This is a genomic window from Pseudomonas sp. 15A4 (assembly GCF_016925575.1).
Taxonomy (GTDB): Bacteria; Pseudomonadota; Gammaproteobacteria; order Pseudomonadales; family Pseudomonadaceae; genus Aquipseudomonas.
This window is the reverse complement of record NZ_CP068986.1, coordinates 750,982-767,378: the sequence shown is the minus strand read 5'-3', so window position 1 is coordinate 767,378 and position 16,397 is coordinate 750,982. Positions and strand designations below refer to the sequence as shown.

The 16,397-nt window shown below is 60.7% G+C and carries 14 protein-coding genes; 7 read left to right on the top strand and 7 right to left on the bottom strand.

Going from position 1 to position 16,397, the window contains the following annotated elements:
• Positions 1-196: 196 nt before the first annotated feature.
• The gene (locus tag JN403_RS03375; protein ID WP_205485307.1) at positions 197-2,089 is read left to right on the top strand and encodes a cytochrome c/FTR1 family iron permease; all 1,893 of its coding nucleotides are present in this window, start codon (positions 197-199) and stop codon (positions 2,087-2,089) included.
• 26 nt (positions 2,090-2,115) lie between these two features.
• Positions 2,116-2,598: a YaiI/YqxD family protein gene (locus JN403_RS03370; protein ID WP_172610306.1), complete on the top strand. Its 483-nt coding sequence runs from the start codon at positions 2,116-2,118 to the stop codon at positions 2,596-2,598.
• A gap of 50 nt (positions 2,599-2,648) precedes the next feature.
• Here JN403_RS03370 and elbB read toward each other — a convergent pair whose 3' ends face one another.
• Positions 2,649-3,329 carry an isoprenoid biosynthesis glyoxalase ElbB gene (gene elbB / locus JN403_RS03365; RefSeq protein ID WP_172610307.1) on the bottom strand — a complete coding sequence of 227 codons (681 nt, stop codon included), beginning with the start codon at positions 3,327-3,329 and terminating at the stop codon, positions 2,649-2,651.
• 135 nt (positions 3,330-3,464) lie between these two features.
• Positions 3,465-4,094 carry a DedA family protein gene (locus tag JN403_RS03360; RefSeq protein ID WP_240356798.1) on the bottom strand — a complete coding sequence of 210 codons (630 nt, stop codon included), beginning with the start codon at positions 4,092-4,094 and terminating at the stop codon, positions 3,465-3,467.
• 518 nt (positions 4,095-4,612) lie between these two features.
• On the opposite strand from JN403_RS03360, the gene ppk1 reads away from it, so the two are divergent.
• Positions 4,613-6,850, top strand: a complete 2,238-nt coding sequence (ppk1, locus tag JN403_RS03355; protein WP_205485304.1) for a polyphosphate kinase 1 — start codon at positions 4,613-4,615, stop codon at positions 6,848-6,850.
• Here the strand turns inward: ppk1 and ppx are convergent.
• From ppx to JN403_RS03330, 5 genes are all read right to left on the bottom strand, one after another.
• Positions 6,837-8,339 (bottom strand): exopolyphosphatase, encoded by a 1,503-nt coding sequence (ppx, locus tag JN403_RS03350; protein WP_172610309.1) that lies wholly within the window; start codon positions 8,337-8,339, stop codon positions 6,837-6,839. The genes ppk1 and ppx overlap by 14 nt on opposite strands.
• Before the next feature lie 232 nt (positions 8,340-8,571).
• Complete coding sequence (locus tag JN403_RS03345; protein WP_122534109.1) at positions 8,572-9,306, bottom strand: amino acid ABC transporter ATP-binding protein; 735 nt, start codon at positions 9,304-9,306, stop codon at positions 8,572-8,574.
• Positions 9,293-9,943, bottom strand: a complete 651-nt coding sequence (locus JN403_RS03340; RefSeq protein WP_172613005.1) for an amino acid ABC transporter permease — start codon at positions 9,941-9,943, stop codon at positions 9,293-9,295. The genes JN403_RS03345 and JN403_RS03340 overlap by 14 nt, the downstream gene beginning before the upstream one ends.
• On the bottom strand, positions 9,940-10,605 hold the full coding sequence (locus tag JN403_RS03335) for an amino acid ABC transporter permease (RefSeq protein ID WP_122623513.1): 666 nt from the start codon (positions 10,603-10,605) through the stop codon (positions 9,940-9,942). The genes JN403_RS03340 and JN403_RS03335 overlap by 4 nt, the downstream gene beginning before the upstream one ends.
• A 23-nt stretch (positions 10,606-10,628) precedes the next feature.
• On the bottom strand, positions 10,629-11,414 hold the full coding sequence (locus JN403_RS03330; protein ID WP_205485296.1) for a transporter substrate-binding domain-containing protein: 786 nt from the start codon (positions 11,412-11,414) through the stop codon (positions 10,629-10,631).
• A gap of 265 nt (positions 11,415-11,679) precedes the next feature.
• Here JN403_RS03330 and JN403_RS03325 point away from each other — a divergent pair, with 265 nt between their 5' ends.
• The 4 genes from JN403_RS03325 to JN403_RS03310 all read left to right on the top strand — a co-directional run bounded on the left by JN403_RS03325 (position 11,680) and on the right by JN403_RS03310 (position 16,376).
• The gene (locus JN403_RS03325; protein WP_122534105.1) at positions 11,680-12,384 is read left to right on the top strand and encodes a FadR/GntR family transcriptional regulator; all 705 of its coding nucleotides are present in this window, start codon (positions 11,680-11,682) and stop codon (positions 12,382-12,384) included.
• A gap of 123 nt (positions 12,385-12,507) precedes the next feature.
• A complete protein-coding gene (gene trxA, locus JN403_RS03320; protein WP_172610313.1) occupies positions 12,508-12,837 on the top strand; it encodes a thioredoxin TrxA in 330 nt (109 codons plus the stop codon).
• A gap of 226 nt (positions 12,838-13,063) precedes the next feature.
• Positions 13,064-14,323 (top strand): transcription termination factor Rho, encoded by a 1,260-nt coding sequence (gene rho / locus JN403_RS03315; RefSeq protein ID WP_037016529.1) that lies wholly within the window; start codon positions 13,064-13,066, stop codon positions 14,321-14,323.
• Between the two features lie 94 nt (positions 14,324-14,417).
• Positions 14,418-16,376: an acyltransferase family protein gene (locus tag JN403_RS03310; RefSeq protein ID WP_205485293.1), complete on the top strand. Its 1,959-nt coding sequence runs from the start codon at positions 14,418-14,420 to the stop codon at positions 16,374-16,376.
• Positions 16,377-16,397: the final 21 nt, after the last annotated feature.

Below are 16,397 nucleotides of genomic sequence, written 5' to 3'. Positions count from 1 at the left end.
TGATGTCTCAGTGGGACCGGCTTCAGCCGGGAAGAGGCCATTGGCAGCACCCTCATCTTTGCGGTGTGACACCTGACACCTTCCCGGCTGAAGCCAGTCCCACAATTGAGTCGTAGCCATCAACGCAGCGCTTGAGTCCTCAGCGCCTAACATGAACAATGGCAACCCGTCGCATTCCTGATTGAGATCCACCCTCATGTTCCGCTCCCGCTTTTTGACCTGCCTGAGCCTCGTGCTGTTGAGCCTGTTCAGCGCCAGTGCCTGCGCAGCGCCTGCCGAGGACGCGGCTCAGGCGTTGCATTTACTCGATTACGTCGGAGCGGACTACCCGGCGACGATCGCGGACGGCAAGGTCGTGGATGACGCCGGATACCGCGAGCAGCTGGAATCTCTCGCGGCGCTGCAGGGCACGATCGCCGCGTTACCCGCCAAGCCAGAGCGGGCAGCGCTGGAGCAGGGCCTCACAGCGCTGATGAATGCGGTCAACCAGAAGCAGGACGGCGCTCAAGTGTCCCGTCAGGCGCGTCAGCTCGGCGCAAAGCTGGCAGTGGCGTACGAAGTCAGTCAGGCCCCAGTGATTACCCCGGATCCCGCCCGTGGCGCACCCTTGTATGCGCAGTATTGTTCGGTGTGCCATGGCGATGCGGGCGCAGGCGACGGTCCCGCCGGGATAGGCCTTTTGCCGCCGCCCTCGAACCTCCGTGACGCGGTGCGGCTCGACCGCCTGAGTCTCTACGACATCTACAACACCCTCGGTCTGGGCCTTGAAGGCACTGAAATGCCAGCCTTCGCGGACCAATTGGATGACCGCCAGCGTTGGGACCTCGCCACTTACATCGCAGGCTTCAGCGCGGATTCTGCTGCGAAGCAGGACAAGCCCTACAACCTCGCTGATCTGGCGCGGCAGACACCGGCAGAAGTCAGCGCCAGCGAAGGGCCGCAAGCCGCTGCCAGCTTCCGTGCCCAGCGCGCGCAGCCGCCGCAGGTTCAACGCGGCCCGGCGCAGCTGCTCGACTATACCAGCGCAACTCTGGACAAGAGTCTCGCCGCGTACCAGGCCGGCGATCGCGAGCAGGCGTATGACCTGTCCGTCGCAGCGTATCTGGAGGGCTTCGAGCTGGTCGAAAGCTCGCTGGACAACGTCGACGCCACCGTGCGCAAGGACACAGAAAAAGCGCTCATGGCCTATCGGCAGTCGTTGCAGGACGGCCTGCCCGCAGCACAAGCGGCGCAGAAGCTCGATGATGCCAAGGTCAAGCTCAAGGAATCGGCCGATTTGCTTGGCAGCGATGGCCTGAGCACCACATTGAGCTTCATCTCCGGTTTGCTGATCCTGCTGCGCGAGGGGCTGGAAGCGATTCTCGTGCTCGCGGCCATTCTCGCGTTCCTGCGCAACACCGGTCAGCAATCGGCGGTGCGCAGCGTCAACGTCGGCTGGGGGCTGGCGTTGCTGGCAGGCTTGGGCACGTGGGCGCTGGCAGCGTACGTCATCGATGTGAGTGGTTCGCAGCGCGAGTTGCTGGAAGGCGCGACGGCGCTGTTCGCCAGCGTCATGGTGCTGTGGCTGGGCGTGTGGATGCACGACCGACGTCATGCCGCCGCTTGGCAGGATTACATCAAGAGCAGCCTGGTAGGCGGCGGTGGCCGTTTTGGTTTTGCGGTGCTGGCGTTCTTCTCGGTCTATCGCGAGCTGTTCGAAGTCATTCTGTTCTACGAGACCCTGTGGCTGCAGGCAGGCCCCGCTGGCCACAACGCCGTCTTGGCGGGAGGCGCTACGGCGTTGGTGCTGCTTGTCGGCTTGGCATGGGTGATCTTGCGGGGTTCGGCGAAGCTGCCGCTGACGCTGTTCTTCGGCATCAATGCTGCGCTGCTGTGCGCGCTGTCGGTGGTGTTCGCCGGCCATGGCGTCAAGGCGCTGCAGGAAGCCGGGATTTTCGGAACGCGTCCAGTACCGTTCTTCGATTTCGACTGGCTTGGGATCCACGCCGACGCCTATTCGCTCGGTGCGCAAGCCATAGCGTTGTTGGCGATTGTGGTGCTGTATGGCCGCAGCCGGATAGCTGAGAAGCGCCGAGCGGCTGCTGCATAAATTCATTTCTGGAATTGGAGTCGCTTATGCGCGTCTGGATCGATGCCGACGCCTGTCCCAAGGCTGCCAAGGACCTGGTCATCAAGTTCGCCCTCAAGCGCAAGTTTGAAGTGGTGCTGGTGGCGGGGCAGAGCCAGATCAAGCCGAGCCTGACCCTGGTGAAGTTGATCGTGGTACCCAGCGGGCCGGATGCGGCTGACGACTATCTGGTGGAGCACGCCGTGCCGGGCGAGCTGGTGATCTGCAGCGATGTGCCGTTGGCTGATCGGCTGGTCAAGAAGGGCGTTGCAGCGCTCGATCCCCGGGGCAAGGAGTTCGATGCGCAGAACATGGGTCAGCGCCTGGCGATGCGTAACCTCTTCACGGATCTGCGGGAGCAAGGCCAGGCCAGTGGCGGGCAGGGCGCCTATGGCGAGCGGGAGAAACAGGCCTTCGCCAATTGCCTGGACCGGATCCTGACGCGGCTGGCCCGCGAGTATCCCGCACCGCCAGCAGGCGAGAGCCATTAGGGCCGAGTCAGGGTGAGCAGGAGATGTGTCACCCGCCCCGCTTTAAAAGATCAGTCGGCGAGACGGTCATCATTTTCCTGTACCAGCTCCAGGACCCGATCCACCAGCTTGTTGATTCCGGACGCTGCTTCGCCGATGGACGTGGCGACCATATAAGCAGGTGTGCTCACCAACTTGCGGTCCTTGTCTTCAACGATTTCCGTCACCTCGCACTCTTGGTGAGTGCCGCCCATGCGGTTGATCGCTGCAGCGGTATCGGCATCGTTGCCGATCGTGCAGGTGACGCCGGGGCCATAGATTTTGGCGGCCAGCGCAGGCGATACGCAGATGAGCCCGATGGGTTTGCCGGCTGCCGCAAACGCTTCGGCCATTGCCAGCACTTCAGCCTGGACCTTGCAGCCAGCGCCTTGGGTGGAGAAGTTCGACAGGTTTTTCGCGGCACCGGAGCCGCCGGGGATGATCAATGCGTCGAATTCAGTGACGTCGGCTTCGCGGAGGTCTTCAATGGCGCCGCGGGCGATGCGGGCTGATTCGACCAGCACGTTGCGCGATTCGGGCATCTCTTCGCCGGTCAGATGATTGATGACGTGGTGCTGGGGAATATTGGGTGCAAAGCACTTTACGACTGCGCCGCGCTGATCAAGGCGCAGCAGCGTGAGCACGCTTTCGTGGATTTCCGCGCCGTCGTAAACGCCACAGCCAGAAAGAATAACGGCCACTGTTTTGGTCATTCGCGTGTTCCTCCTTCGGGCGCTCCGGCCATTTGCCGGTTACGCAGGTCAGCATTGCGCTGATTGTCGCAAGCCATGAACCTAGGACAACGCCGTCAGCGAATGTCTCCTGATTCATCGGCCTGCGCCGAGGATTTACTCATCAGGGGTGTTTCTGGCTTCTACCTTGGCTTCGGCATTGGCCGCAACGGCCAGCTTCTCTTCCCGGGCGATGCGCGCATTTTTGATGCGGCGGCGAATCCACAGCAGCACACCGATCACCAGCAATGCGCCCAAGACCCAAAGCTCGTATTTCTTGACGTTGCCCAGCAGGCCTTCGAGCACGGAGCCGAACTTGTACGCCGCTGCGCCCAACGCTGCTGCCCATACCGCTGCGCCGATGCCGTTGAGCAACAGGTAGCGCCCCGGCGGATAGCCGGACAGGCCGATGGCGACCGGCATAACCGTGCGCAAGCCGTAAACAAAGCGGAAGCTCAGCACCCAGATGTCGGGGTGGCGGCGGATATGCTCCAGCGCGCGATCGCCCATCAACTGCCAGCGAGGCTTGCGCGCCAGAAGCTTGCGGCCATGCTTGCGCCCCATGAAATACCAGAGCTGGTCGCCGGCGTAGCTGCCGAAGAAGGCAACCACCACGACCAGATTGATATCCATGTATCCGCGGAACGCAAGAAAGCCGGCAAGCACCAAAATGGTCTCGCCTTCAAAAAAGGTCCCGAGGAAAAGGGCGAAGTAGCCAAATTCTTGTAAAAAATGCTGGAGCATCATTTGGGTGCTGGCGAAATGAACGCGCAGCCTAACGCGCCCAAGGCATTCAGGAAAGTATGCAAATGTGTCACCGCGTTAAAGTTTCCTACGTTCGGGAGCGATTGTTCGCGCGAAGAGCAGGTTTGTGTCTCACACGTTACGTCGCAATTACGCTTGTCACGCAAGCGTCATAATCGCCACTTATAAATGTCACGCTTGCCCGTCTGGATGGGCTCGGAGCCCCTCCTTGCACATTGCCCTCCACCTGGCACCACCCGAATGTTTGCAGGTCAGGGCTTGCACCGTACGGAGAAATCCGTAGCGTGGAGAGTCAAACCGCTCACAGCATCGAGCCTGACGCCGGTCGCCCCGCCGCACGACATCGAGTCAGGCTGCAAACATCTTCAGAACCGCCACGCCTTGGGCGTGACCGTTGCCCCACGCTGTACGTCACCACTGTTGTGGCGCAAGCGGCATTCCGACATCGGCCGTATGCGCGGCCCAACTGTTACAAGGCCAGTTGCCTTACAGGATTATTCATGAGCACCGAAGGATCTACCGAAGCCGCAGTCGAGCTTGACCCTCAGCCTGTCAATCAGCCGCCCGTCAACCAAGAGGTCACTGCCGTGGTCGAGCCGACCATTGAAGTGGTCCCCGCGCTGGAACCGCCTCATCCAGCTCCGCATGTCATCGCGGTGCCCAATCTGGATGACAGCAGTCTCTACATCCATCGGGAGCTGTCGCAGCTGCAGTTCAACATCCGCGTGTTGGAGCAGGCGCTGGACGAGTCCTACCCTCTGCTCGAGCGGCTCAAGTTCCTGCTGATCTTCTCCAGCAACCTCGACGAATTCTTCGAAATCCGCGTCGCCGGCCTCAAGAAGCAAATCACTTTCGCCCGCGAACAGGCTGGCGCTGACGGCCTGCAGCCTCATCAGGCGCTGGCGCGCATCAGCGAACTGGTTCACGGCCATGTGGATCGCCAGTACGCCATTCTCAACGACATCTTGTTGCCCGAGCTGGAAAAGCATCAAGTGCGCTTCATCCGGCGTCGCAACTGGAATGCCAAGATCAAGGCCTGGGTGCGCCGTTATTTCCGTGACGAGATCGCGCCGATCATCACGCCGATCGGTCTGGACCCGACGCACCCGTTCCCGCTGCTGGTGAACAAGTCGCTGAACTTCATCGTCGAGCTGGAGGGCATCGATGCCTTCGGTCGCGATTCCGGTCTGGCGATCATCCCGGCACCGCGCCTGTTGCCGCGCATCATCAAGGTGCCGGAAGACGTGGGCGGCACGGGCGATAACTATGTGTTCCTGTCGTCGATGATTCACGCCCATGCCGATGACCTGTTCCAAGGCATGAAGGTCAAGGGCTGCTACCAGTTCCGTCTGACCCGGAACGCTGACCTGGCCCTCGATTCCGAAGATGTGGAAGACCTTGCCCGCGCGCTGCGTGGCGAGCTGTTCTCCCGTCGCTACGGCGATGCGGTGCGTCTGGAAGTGGCAGACACCTGCCCGAAACTGCTGTCGGACTACCTGCTCAAACAGTTCAACCTGAGCGAGACCGAGCTGTATCAGGTCAATGGCCCAGTGAACCTGACGCGGCTGTTCAGCATCACTGGCCTGGACAGTCACCCCGAGCTGCAGTACATGCCGTTTACCCCGGCGATTCCAAAGCTGCTGCAGAACAGCGAAAACATTTTCAACGTCATCAGCAAGCAGGACATTCTGCTGCTGCACCCGTTCGAGTCCTTCACGCCGGTCGTCGACCTGCTGCGCCAGGCGGCGAAGGACCCTCACGTGCTGGCGGTGCGGCAGACGCTGTATCGCAGCGGCGCCAATTCGGAAATCGTCGATGCGCTGGTCGATGCCGCGCGCAACGGCAAAGAAGTCACCGCCGTCATCGAGCTGCGTGCGCGTTTTGACGAAGAGTCGAACCTGCAACTGGCGAGCCGCCTGCAAGCGGCGGGTGCGGTCGTGATCTACGGTGTGGTCGGTTACAAGACCCACGCCAAGATGATGCTGATCCTGCGCCGTGAGGCCGGCGAGATCGTCCGCTACGCGCATTTGGGCACCGGCAACTATCACGCCGGCAACGCGCGTCTCTATACCGACTACAGCCTGCTGACCTCGGACGATGCGTTGTGCGAAGACGTCGGCAAGCTGTTCAGCCAGTTGATCGGCATGGGTAAGACGCTGCGCATGAAGAAGCTGCTGCACGCGCCGTTCACCCTGAAGAAGGGCATGCTCGACATGATCGCCCGGGAGACGCAGTTCGCGTCCGAGGGCAAGCCTGCGCACATCATCGCCAAGTTCAACTCGCTGACCGACCCGAAGATCATTCGCGCGCTGTACAAGGCCAGTCAGACCGGGGTCAAGATCGACCTCGTCGTGCGCGGCATGTGCTGCCTGCGTCCTGGCGTGCCGGGCGTGTCCCACAACATTCAGGTGCGCTCGATCATCGGGCGCTTCCTTGAGCACACGCGGGTCTTTTACTTCCTCAATGGCGGCGACGAGCAGATGTTCCTGTCGAGCGCCGACTGGATGGAGCGCAACCTCGACAAGCGCGTCGAGACCTGCTTTCCGGTGGAAGGCAAGAAGCTGATCTTGCGTGTGAAGAAAGAGCTGGAGGGGTATCTGACCGACAACACCCATAGCTGGCTGCTGCAGCCGGACGGACGCTACATTCGCAGCACCCCGACCGGGAACCAGAACGCCCGCAATGTGCAGGCGAGTCTGCTTGAGAAGCTGAGCAACCCGGTCCTCAGCGTACGTTGAGGATGATGCCGACTCGGGTCAGCCACTCCGCTTCGAGCGCGAAGTCGGCCTGAGTCAGCTGGTTGTTTTCCAGCCAGCCATCCGGGAACACGATGTCCAGGTGGTTTTCGTTGGCGGTCAGCACAGGCTGCGGCATCTCTTGGGTGCCGCGAATGTGGTGAAACAGGATCGCGAAACGCAGCAGCACGCACAGACGAATCAGCTTCACGCCTTCGTTGCCGAATTCTGCAAACTTGTCCTTCGGAATATTACGGCGATGACCGCGCACGAGCAGGCCGAGCATTTGCTGGTCCTCCCGTGAGAAACCGGCCAGGTCCGAGTGCTCGATCAGGTACGCGCCATGCTTGTGGTAGTGATAGTGAGCGATGTCCAGGCCCACTTCATGCACCTTGGCGGCCCAGCTCAATAATTCGCGATACGAATTGTCCTCAAGCTCCCACGCTTTTGCCACTTGCTCCAGCGCTGACAGCGCCTTGCGCTCGACACGGGCGGCTTGCTCAAGATCAACGTGGTAGCGCTCCATCAGCGAGCTGAGGGTGCGTTCACGCACGTCTTCGTGGTGGTGACGGCCGAGCAGGTCGTAGAGCACGCCTTCACGCAGTGCGCCTTCGCAATGGTCCATGCGCTTGAGGTCGAGGGCATCGAAGATGGCTTCGAGAATCGCCAGCCCTGCCGGGAAGATCGCCCGACGATCAGGCTTGAGGCCTTCGAAATCGATCTTGTCGACTTCCCCAAGCTTCATCAGCTTGCGCTTGAGCCAGGCCAGGCCTTCGGCGTTGACCTCGCCATTGCCGTGGCCGCCTGCCTTCAGCGCCAGGCCGATGGCGCGAATGGTGCCGGACGACCCGATGGCCTCATCCCACGTCAGACGATGCAGCGCGTGCTCGATGCTCATGATCTCCAACCGCGCGGCGGTGTAGGCCTGAGCGTAGCGCGCGGGTGTGATCTTGCCGTCCTTGAAATAACGCTGAGTGAAGCTGACGCAGCCCATCTGCAGGCTTTCGCGCAGCAGCGGTTCAAAGCGCTGGCCGATGATGAACTCGGTGCTGCCGCCGCCGATGTCGGCGACCAGGCGTTTGCCGGGCGTGTCGGCCAGGGTGTGGGAGACGCCGAGGTAGATCAGGCGCGCTTCTTCACGGCCGGAGATGACCTCGACCGGATGGCCGAGGATTTCTTCGGCGCGGTGGATGAATTCGTTGCGGTTGCGAGCCTCGCGCAAGGCGTTGGTGCCAACGATGCGCACGGCGCCGGGCGGCATACCGTTGATCAGCTGGGCAAAACGCTTGAGGCAATCGAGCCCGCGCTGCATGGATTCTTCGCTGAGGCGGCGGTCGTCATCGATCCCCGCGGCCAGCTGCACTTTCTCACCGAGCCGCTCAAGGATGCGAATTTCGCCCTCGTTGGCTTTGGCGACAACCATGTGGAAGCTGTTGGAGCCCAGGTCGATCGCGGCGATCAGCGAGAGTTTTTTGGCTGTGGATAGCGGCATGGTCAAAAGGTCTCGGTCGATAACCCCGACATCGTGCCACGATCCATCCCCGTCGCCAAACCGGCAACGCCTCGCGGATGCATTTGCGGCACGAGCATCGCTGTTTAGTGGGACCGGCTTCAGCCGGGAAGAGGCCGGTGTGTACGCCATCAGTTTTACGGTATGGCAGCTGACGCCTTCCCGGCTAAAGCCGGTCCTACGATTTGAGCCGAGGCCGGTCCTGCACCCGGGCTCAAGCCTGCTCGACTGAGCCGATAAAATTCGCCAGCTCGGGCGTCTTCGGGTTGGCCATCAATTCTTTCGGGTCGCCCACTTCGTGCACCTTGCCCTGATGCATGAACACCAGCTTGTCGCCTACTTCACGGGCGAAGCGCATTTCGTGGGTCACCATGATCAGCGTCATGCCGTCTTTGGCGAGCTCGCGAACGACGGCGAGGACTTCGTTGACCAGCTCCGGGTCAAGTGCCGAGGTGATTTCGTCGCACAGCAGCACTTTGGGCGACATCGCCAGCGCACGGGCAATCGCCACGCGCTGTTGCTGACCGCCAGACAGCCGGTCCGGAAACGCGTCGAATTTCTCGCCCAGGCCCACGCGATTCAGCATTTCCTTTGCCAGCCTGGTCGCTTCAGCTTTGGAGACCTTCTTCACCACCTGTGGCGCGAGCATCACGTTCTCGCCCACGGTCAGGTGCGGAAACAGGTTGAATTGCTGGAAGACCATGCCGACTTTCTGTCTCAGGCTGCGCAGGTCAGCCCGCGCGGCGTCGAGGTATTCGCCGTCGACCTCGATCACGCCGTCATTGATCGACTCCAGTCCGTTGAGCGTGCGTAGCAGCGTGCTTTTGCCGGAACCGCTGCGCCCGATGATCGCCACGACCTGGCCTTCCTCGACGCTGAGGTCGATACCCTTGAGCACATGGTGGTCGCCGTAATACTTGTGCAGGGCGGAAATTCTAAGCAGAGGCATGAAGTCTCCTTTCCAGGTAGCGCGCGCTGAGCGACAACGGATAGCAAAGCAGGAAGTAGCCCAGGGCGACGAAGCCGTAGACCATGAAGGGCTGGAACGTGGCATTGGCGAGCATGCCGCCGGTTTTGGTCAGCTCGGTAAAGCCGATGATCGACGTCACCGCTGTGCCTTTGACCACTTGCACCGAGAACCCCACTGTCGGCGCCACCGCGATGCGCAACGCCTGCGGCAGAATCACATAACGCAGTTGCTCGAAAGGCGTCAGCGCCAGGCTGGCGGAAGCTTCCCACTGGCCGTTGGAAATCGACTCCACGCACCCCCGCCAGATTTCAGCCAGATAGGCGCTGGTGAACAATGTCAACGCCAGCGCCGCCGCCAGCCAGGGCGAAATATCGATGCCCATCAGCGCCACGCCGAAGAACACCAGAAACAGCTGCATCAACAGCGGCGTGCCTTGAAACAGCTCGATGTAGCAACGTGCCAGCCTGCGCGGGGCCGCTTTTTCGGAGATGCGCAGGGTCATCACCAGCAACCCGATCACACCGCCGCCGATGAACGCCACCAGCGACAATGCCAGCGTCCATTGCAGCCCGGTCAGCAAATTGCGCACGACGTCCCACAGGGTGAAATCCATCAGCGGCTCCTCGCGATGTAGCGTCGGCCGATCCACGCCAGCAACTGACGCACCAGCAGCGCCATGCACAGGTAGATCAGCGTGGTGATGATGTACGTCTCAAACGCGCGGAAATTGCGCGACTGAATGAAGTTCGCGGCGAAGCTCAGCTCCTCGGTGGCGATCTGCGAACAGACGGCCGAGCCCAGCATCACGATGATGATCTGGCTGCTCAGTGCCGGCCAAACCTTGCCCAGCGCCGGGACCAGCACGACATGGCGAAACGTCTCGAAGCGAGTCATCGCCAGCGCAGCCGACGCCTCGATCTGGCCGCGCGGAATGGCCTGCACACCCGCGCGGATGATCTCCGTCGAATAGGCGCCGAGGTTGATGACCATCGCCAGCACCGCAGCCTGCCACTCGGATATCTGCAGCCCCAGGGACGGCAGCCCGAAGAAGATGAAAAACAGCTGCACCAGAAAGGGCGTGTTGCGGATCAGCTCGACGTAGACACCGAAAATGGCCGAGAACGGCTGGATTTTCCACGCCCTGACAATCGCCCCGACGATGCCGACGCTGACGCCGAGCAACGTGCCGATGGCGGTCAGTTCCAGCGTGAACAGCGCGCCGCGCAGAAGCAGGTCAGTGTTTTGCAGGACCGGAATGAAGTCGAACTGATAAGCCATTTATGCGCCTCGGCAGTCGATGATCAGAGGTCGGCAGGCAATGGCTGCTTGAGCCAGGTCTGCGCGTTCTTTTCCAGCGAGCCGTCTTGTTTCGCCGCTTCGAGAATCTCGTTCACTTTGGCGAGCAACTCGGGTTGACCTTTGTTCACACCGACGTAGACCGGCGAGTCCTTGAGCTTCACTTTCAGTTCAGGGATGCGCTTGGGGTTCTTCTCGCTGATGGCGACCATGACCACGTTGCCGCTGGCGATCAGATCGGTCTGCTTGGCCAGGTAGGCCGCGATGGTCGAGTTGTTGTCTTCGAAGCGCTTGATCGTGGCTTCCTTCGGAGCGACGGCGGTCAGCTCGATGTCCTCGATGGCGCCGCGGGTCACGCTGATGGTTTTGCCCTTCAGGTCGTCCACGGTTTTGATCGCGTCTTCCGGCGGCCCGAACACAGCGAGGTAGAACGGTGCGTAGGCGCGGGAGAAGTCGATGACCTTTTCGCGATCCGGGTTTTTACCGAGGCTGGAAATGACCAGGTCAACCTTGCCAGTGGTCAGATACGGGATGCGGTTGGTGCTGTTGACCGGCGTCAGCTCAAGCTTGACCTTCAACTGATTGGCGATGAGTTGTGCGGTGTCGATGTCCAGACCGCGCGGTTTCATGTCGGGGCCGACCGAGCCAAAGGGAGGGAAGTCTTGCGGAACGGCGACTTTCAACGTGCCGCGGGCGGTTACATCATCCAGGCCGGTAGCGTGGGCGGGAGCCTGGCCGAGCATGAGGCTGGCAAACAGGGCGGCGAGCAGGGCGCTGTAACGCTGGGTCATGGGGTGTCTCCGAATCGATCAGTGTGTAGGCAAAGCCCAAATGATGGCCAAGCACCAGTGCACAGCCCATGCCAGCCGCTCGCTCGCGACCATGGAATGCGGGCCGCATGCACGATCCGGTCTAACTGGTCTGAACAGTGAGTGCGAAGGGCGCCCCGCTTTGGCGCGCCTGAAAGGCCCGGCGCCCCTCGCTTGGGCGTCACTTGCCGGATGCCTCCGGGGGCGATACAAGGGGTTTTCTCACGGTTTACGCACGTTGATCGCCATGCATCCGAGCCCTGTCGCAGTGCCTGAAGCCGCCTTCCAGGCCATCCGCAAATTGATCGCCGAGCAAGGCTATGTCCCCGGCGATAGCCTGCCATCCCAGCGGGATCTGGCAATTCGTCTGGGCGTCAGTCGCGCTTCGTTGCGTGAGGCGTTGTCGTCACTGAGCGCTTTGGGGCTGGTCAGTGTTCAGCCCGGCAAGGGTGTTTTCGTGCAAGCGGTTTCTGAACCACAACGGAGCACGAGTGGATTTTCCTGGCCGTATGCAGCGCACGCCTCGCCCGCAGAAACTTTCCAGTTGCGCTATGCGCTGGAAGGGTTCGCCGCCGGGCTTGCAGCGGTCACTCTGACAGCCGACGAGCGCGATGTACTGGAAGACAACGTCGAAGCCATGCGCCTTGAACTCAAGGCAGGGGATTTTGACTGCGCGGCCCGGCTGGACTTTGATTTCCACCGGCGCATCCTCGTCGCCAGTGGCAATCAGGCGATTCTGGGGATCATCACGACCAGCGCCGATATTTTTCTGGAGAGCCAGAAACTGCCTTTTATTCGCGCGGGCAGGGCCATGGAAACCTGGCAGGAGCACCGCAAGATCCTGCGGGCGCTGGCGCGAAATGCGTCTGGCCCGGCTCAGAAGGCCATGCAAGAGCACATTCGGGGCGCGGCGTTACGCACCGGCATTGTGTTCGTCGCACCCTCCGGCTGAGCTCCGTCGATTGAGGCAACCCTGTCGAGTCATAGCAAGAGACAATCAACCTCGGCTTCCTGTCACCGCGCGACACAGTTATGATGGCCCACGTTTTTTTGCCTATGACCTCGGAGAAATCTCATGAGTAACGACCTGATCAAACACGTCAGCGACGCGAGCTTCGAAGCCGATGTCCTGAAGGCCAGCGGCCCTGTACTGGTCGATTACTGGGCTGAATGGTGTGGCCCGTGCAAGATGATTGCTCCGGTTCTGGACGACATCGCTACTACCTACGAAGGCAAGCTGACCATTGCCAAGCTCAACATCGATGACAACCAGGAAACCCCAAGCAAGCACGGCGTTCGTGGTATCCCGACGCTGATGCTGTTCAAGGACGGTCAAGTTGCGGCGACCAAGGTCGGCGCACTGTCCAAGTCACAGTTGCAGGCGTTCCTCGACGCCAATATCTGATGACGTTAAAGCCCCGCAAATCGCGGGGTTTTTTCTGGCGTCGTACTAGACGCTTAGAAAATCAAGTGGTACATTCGGCCCCGCAACGGCTTCTCCGTTGCCCCCTGCTAGCCGTCGCCGACCGTCTCCTTTCGATTTGCACGCGATCCTGTCGCCTTCTCTGCGGCGCGGCCTCATTAAGCCAAAAGCTTAATTTCCCCTCCATACATGATTACGTCATTCCTATATGAACCTGACTGAACTCAAGCAAAAGCCTATTACCGATCTGCTCGAAATGGCCGAACAGATGGGCATAGAAAATATGGCCCGTTCGCGCAAGCAGGACGTGATTTTCTCCCTGCTGAAGAAGCACGCGAAAAGCGGCGAGGAAATCTCGGGTGACGGCGTGCTGGAGATCCTCCAGGATGGCTTCGGCTTCCTTCGTTCTGCAGACGCCTCCTACCTCGCCGGCCCAGACGACATTTACGTCTCGCCCAGCCAGATCCGCCGCTTCAACCTGCGCACGGGCGACACCATTGTCGGCAAGATCCGTCCGCCGAAGGAAGGCGAGCGTTACTTCGCACTGCTCAAGGTCGACACCATCAACTTCGACCGTCCGGAAAACGCGAAGAACAAGATCCTGTTCGAAAACCTGACGCCGCTGTTCCCGACCATTCGCATGAAGATGGAAGCCGGTAACGGTTCCACGGAAGACCTCACCGGTCGCGTCATCGATCTGTGTGCCCCGATCGGTAAAGGTCAGCGCGGCCTGATCGTTGCTCCGCCAAAAGCGGGCAAGACCATCATGCTGCAGAACATCGCGTCGAACATCACGCGCAACAACCCTGAAGTCCATCTGATCGTTCTGTTGATCGATGAGCGTCCGGAAGAAGTAACCGAAATGCAGCGCACCGTGCGCGGCGAAGTGGTTGCCTCCACCTTCGACGAGCCACCAACCCGTCACGTGCAGGTCGCCGAAATGGTGATCGAAAAGGCCAAGCGCCTGGTCGAGCACAAGAAAGACGTGGTCATCCTGCTCGACTCCATCACCCGTCTGGCTCGCGCCTACAACACTGTCATTCCGAGCTCCGGCAAGGTCCTGACCGGTGGTGTCGATGCACACGCCCTTGAGAAGCCAAAGCGTTTCTTCGGTGCGGCACGTAACATCGAAGAAGGCGGCTCGCTGACCATCATCGCCACCGCGCTGGTTGAAACCGGCTCGAAGATGGACGAAGTGATCTACGAAGAATTCAAAGGCACCGGCAACATGGAGCTGCCTCTGGATCGCAAGATCGCGGAGAAGCGCGTCTTCCCGGCCATCAACATCAACCGCTCCGGCACACGCCGCGAAGAGTTGCTGACGGCCGACGACGAGCTGCAGCGCATGTGGATTCTGCGCAAGCTGCTGCATCCCATGGATGAAGTCGCAGCCATCGAGTTCTTGATCGACAAGCTGAAACAGACCAAGACCAACGATGAGTTCTTCCTGTCGATGAAGCGCAAGTAACACCGCGCTGAACCGCTCGTAGAAAAATGGTGTCCTTCTGGGCACCATTTTTTTTGACCTTTTTACTAGATATCTCCCGTAGACAAGGAGCGTCATGCACACGTTTGGCAATCGCCGTGATATCGATGGGCTGCGAGCCTTGGCCGTGGTCCCGGTGCTGTTGTTTCACTTCGGTCTTGGCCTGAACGGCGGGTTCGTCGGCGTCGACGTGTTTTTCGTCATCTCCGGCTTCCTGATCACGTCCATCATCTTCCGCGAGATCAGCGCAGGGCGCTTCAGCTTCGTCGACTTCTGGGCCCGTCGAGCAAGGCGTATCGTCCCTGCCGTCACCGTTGTCGTGCTGGCCACGTTGGCGTTTGGCTGGATATTGCTGACGCCCAAGGACTACGCCGAGCTGGGCCGGGAAGTGCGCTATCAGTCGATGTTCATGTCCAACCTGCTGTTCATGCGCCAGGACGGCTACTTCGATTCCGCATCAGACTTCAAACCACTCCTTCACACCTGGTCGCTGGCGGTGGAAGAGCAGTACTACATTTTCTTCCCATTGCTGATGGTTCTGGCGACGCGGTACGTACGGCATTGGCGCTGGTTGCTGCTTGGCTTGCTGGTGCTGTCGTTCGGGCTGAACATCTGGGCGATGAAGCACAAACCCGAAGCCGCGTTCTTTCTTCTGCCGATGCGTGCATGGGAGCTGCTGTGCGGGGCGATGCTGGCCGTCGCGCCGACGCCCAAAGACCGGCTGCCGAGCTGGCTTTATCAAGCGATCAGCCTGAGCGGTTTTGCTGCAGTGGTGCTGGCGATGCTGAGCTTTGACAAAACCACTCAATTCCCCGGCTGGGCGGCGCTGCTGCCGGTGCTGGGCACGACCGCGATGATCTGGGCCAACGGTCATCCCGCGTCATGGGTAGGGCGCTTCCTGAGTATCAAACCGTTGGTGGCGATCGGGCTTATTTCCTACTCGCTGTACCTGTGGCACTGGCCTATTCATGTCTACGCCAACGCCATTTCCGCCGACGGTATTTCTGATCCGGAAGCGATCGGCTGGATCCTGCTGGCGGCTGCGCTTGCCTGGCTGAGCTGGCGCTTCGTCGAGCTCCCATTCCGTGAGCGCCGCGTATTGGCCGGCCGCAAGCCGATACTGATTGGCGGCCTGCTGACCCTGGCTGTGCTGGCGCTGATGGGGCAGGCGGTGCGCTCCAATGAAGGTGTGCCGCAACGCCTGTCGGGTCAGGCGCTTACGTATGCGCAGTCGCGGGAGTGGGGCGCCGGGCAGATGGACTGCTTCCTGCTGGGATCGAAGAAAAGCAAAGACCTGGACAAGCTCTGTCAAGCGGGGGGCAGCGCGGACGCCGTGCCGTCCCATCTGATCTGGGGCGACAGTCATGCAGCGGCCTTGTGGCCTGGGGTCAGAAGTGCGGCCGAGCAAGCTCGCACGCCTGTCTGGCTGGCGAGCATGAGCGGATGCGCGCCGCTTGTCAGCACTGCAACAAGCAAACGTTGTCAGGACTTCAACGCCCTGAACGTCGAGCGCGTTCGAGCACAGAAAATCCCTGACGTGACGCTGGCCGCACGCTGGAGTTTGTATATCTACGGCCTGGAAGACGGCAACAAGAGCAACGTGCTGCTGAAACACGAAACCATTCCCCGAAACGAAGCGTATTTCGCCGAGGCTTTGAAAGCGCAGATCGCTGAATTGCGCGCAGCTGGCGCTCAGGTATGGCTGTTCAAGGAGGTGCCGCAGCAGCGCAAGGGATCCATCGAAAGATTGAGCAGTCTGGCGCGGGTTGGGCTTTCCGCTGCACAGGTTGGACGGCCGGCAGCGGAGCTCGATGCGCGGCAAGCGTTCATCAGTCAGCTGTTTGCCACCCTTAGCGAAGCGGATCCGGGCGTTCACCTGATTGATCCAAAACCGCTGCTGTGTGAGGGCGGCCTTTGCCGTGCCGAAGTCGACGGGCATTCTCTGTACAAGGACGAAGATCACCTGTCGGATCTGGGCGGCGAGAAGATGCAGCCGCTGTTCATACCGGTATTCCGCGCAACACCGCGCATTTGAGTGGGACACAAGCTGCCGTCT

Bases quoted from the DNA above. Each gene is read 5' to 3' on its own strand.
- JN403_RS03360 (WP_240356798.1), bottom strand. From the start codon at position 4,094: ATGATGCTCCAGCATTTTTTACAAGAATTTGGCTACTTCGCCCTTTTC.
- JN403_RS03335 (WP_122623513.1), bottom strand. From the start codon at position 10,605: ATGGCTTATCAGTTCGACTTCATTCCGGTCCTGCAAAACACTGACCTG.
- JN403_RS03330 (WP_205485296.1), bottom strand. From the start codon at position 11,414: ATGACCCAGCGTTACAGCGCCCTGCTCGCCGCCCTGTTTGCCAGCCTC.
- JN403_RS03325 (WP_122534105.1), top strand. From the start codon at position 11,680: ATGCATCCGAGCCCTGTCGCAGTGCCTGAAGCCGCCTTCCAGGCCATC.
- trxA (WP_172610313.1), top strand. From the start codon at position 12,508: ATGAGTAACGACCTGATCAAACACGTCAGCGACGCGAGCTTCGAAGCC.
- JN403_RS03345 (WP_122534109.1), bottom strand. From the start codon at position 9,306: ATGCCTCTGCTTAGAATTTCCGCCCTGCACAAGTATTACGGCGACCAC.
- ppx (WP_172610309.1), bottom strand. From the start codon at position 8,339: ATGCCGCTATCCACAGCCAAAAAACTCTCGCTGATCGCCGCGATCGAC.
- JN403_RS03375 (WP_205485307.1), top strand. From the start codon at position 197: ATGTTCCGCTCCCGCTTTTTGACCTGCCTGAGCCTCGTGCTGTTGAGC.
- rho (WP_037016529.1), top strand. From the start codon at position 13,064: ATGAACCTGACTGAACTCAAGCAAAAGCCTATTACCGATCTGCTCGAA.
- JN403_RS03310 (WP_205485293.1), top strand. From the start codon at position 14,418: ATGCACACGTTTGGCAATCGCCGTGATATCGATGGGCTGCGAGCCTTG.
- ppk1 (WP_205485304.1), top strand. From the start codon at position 4,613: ATGAGCACCGAAGGATCTACCGAAGCCGCAGTCGAGCTTGACCCTCAG.
- JN403_RS03370 (WP_172610306.1), top strand. From the start codon at position 2,116: ATGCGCGTCTGGATCGATGCCGACGCCTGTCCCAAGGCTGCCAAGGAC.
- elbB (WP_172610307.1), bottom strand. From the start codon at position 3,329: ATGACCAAAACAGTGGCCGTTATTCTTTCTGGCTGTGGCGTTTACGAC.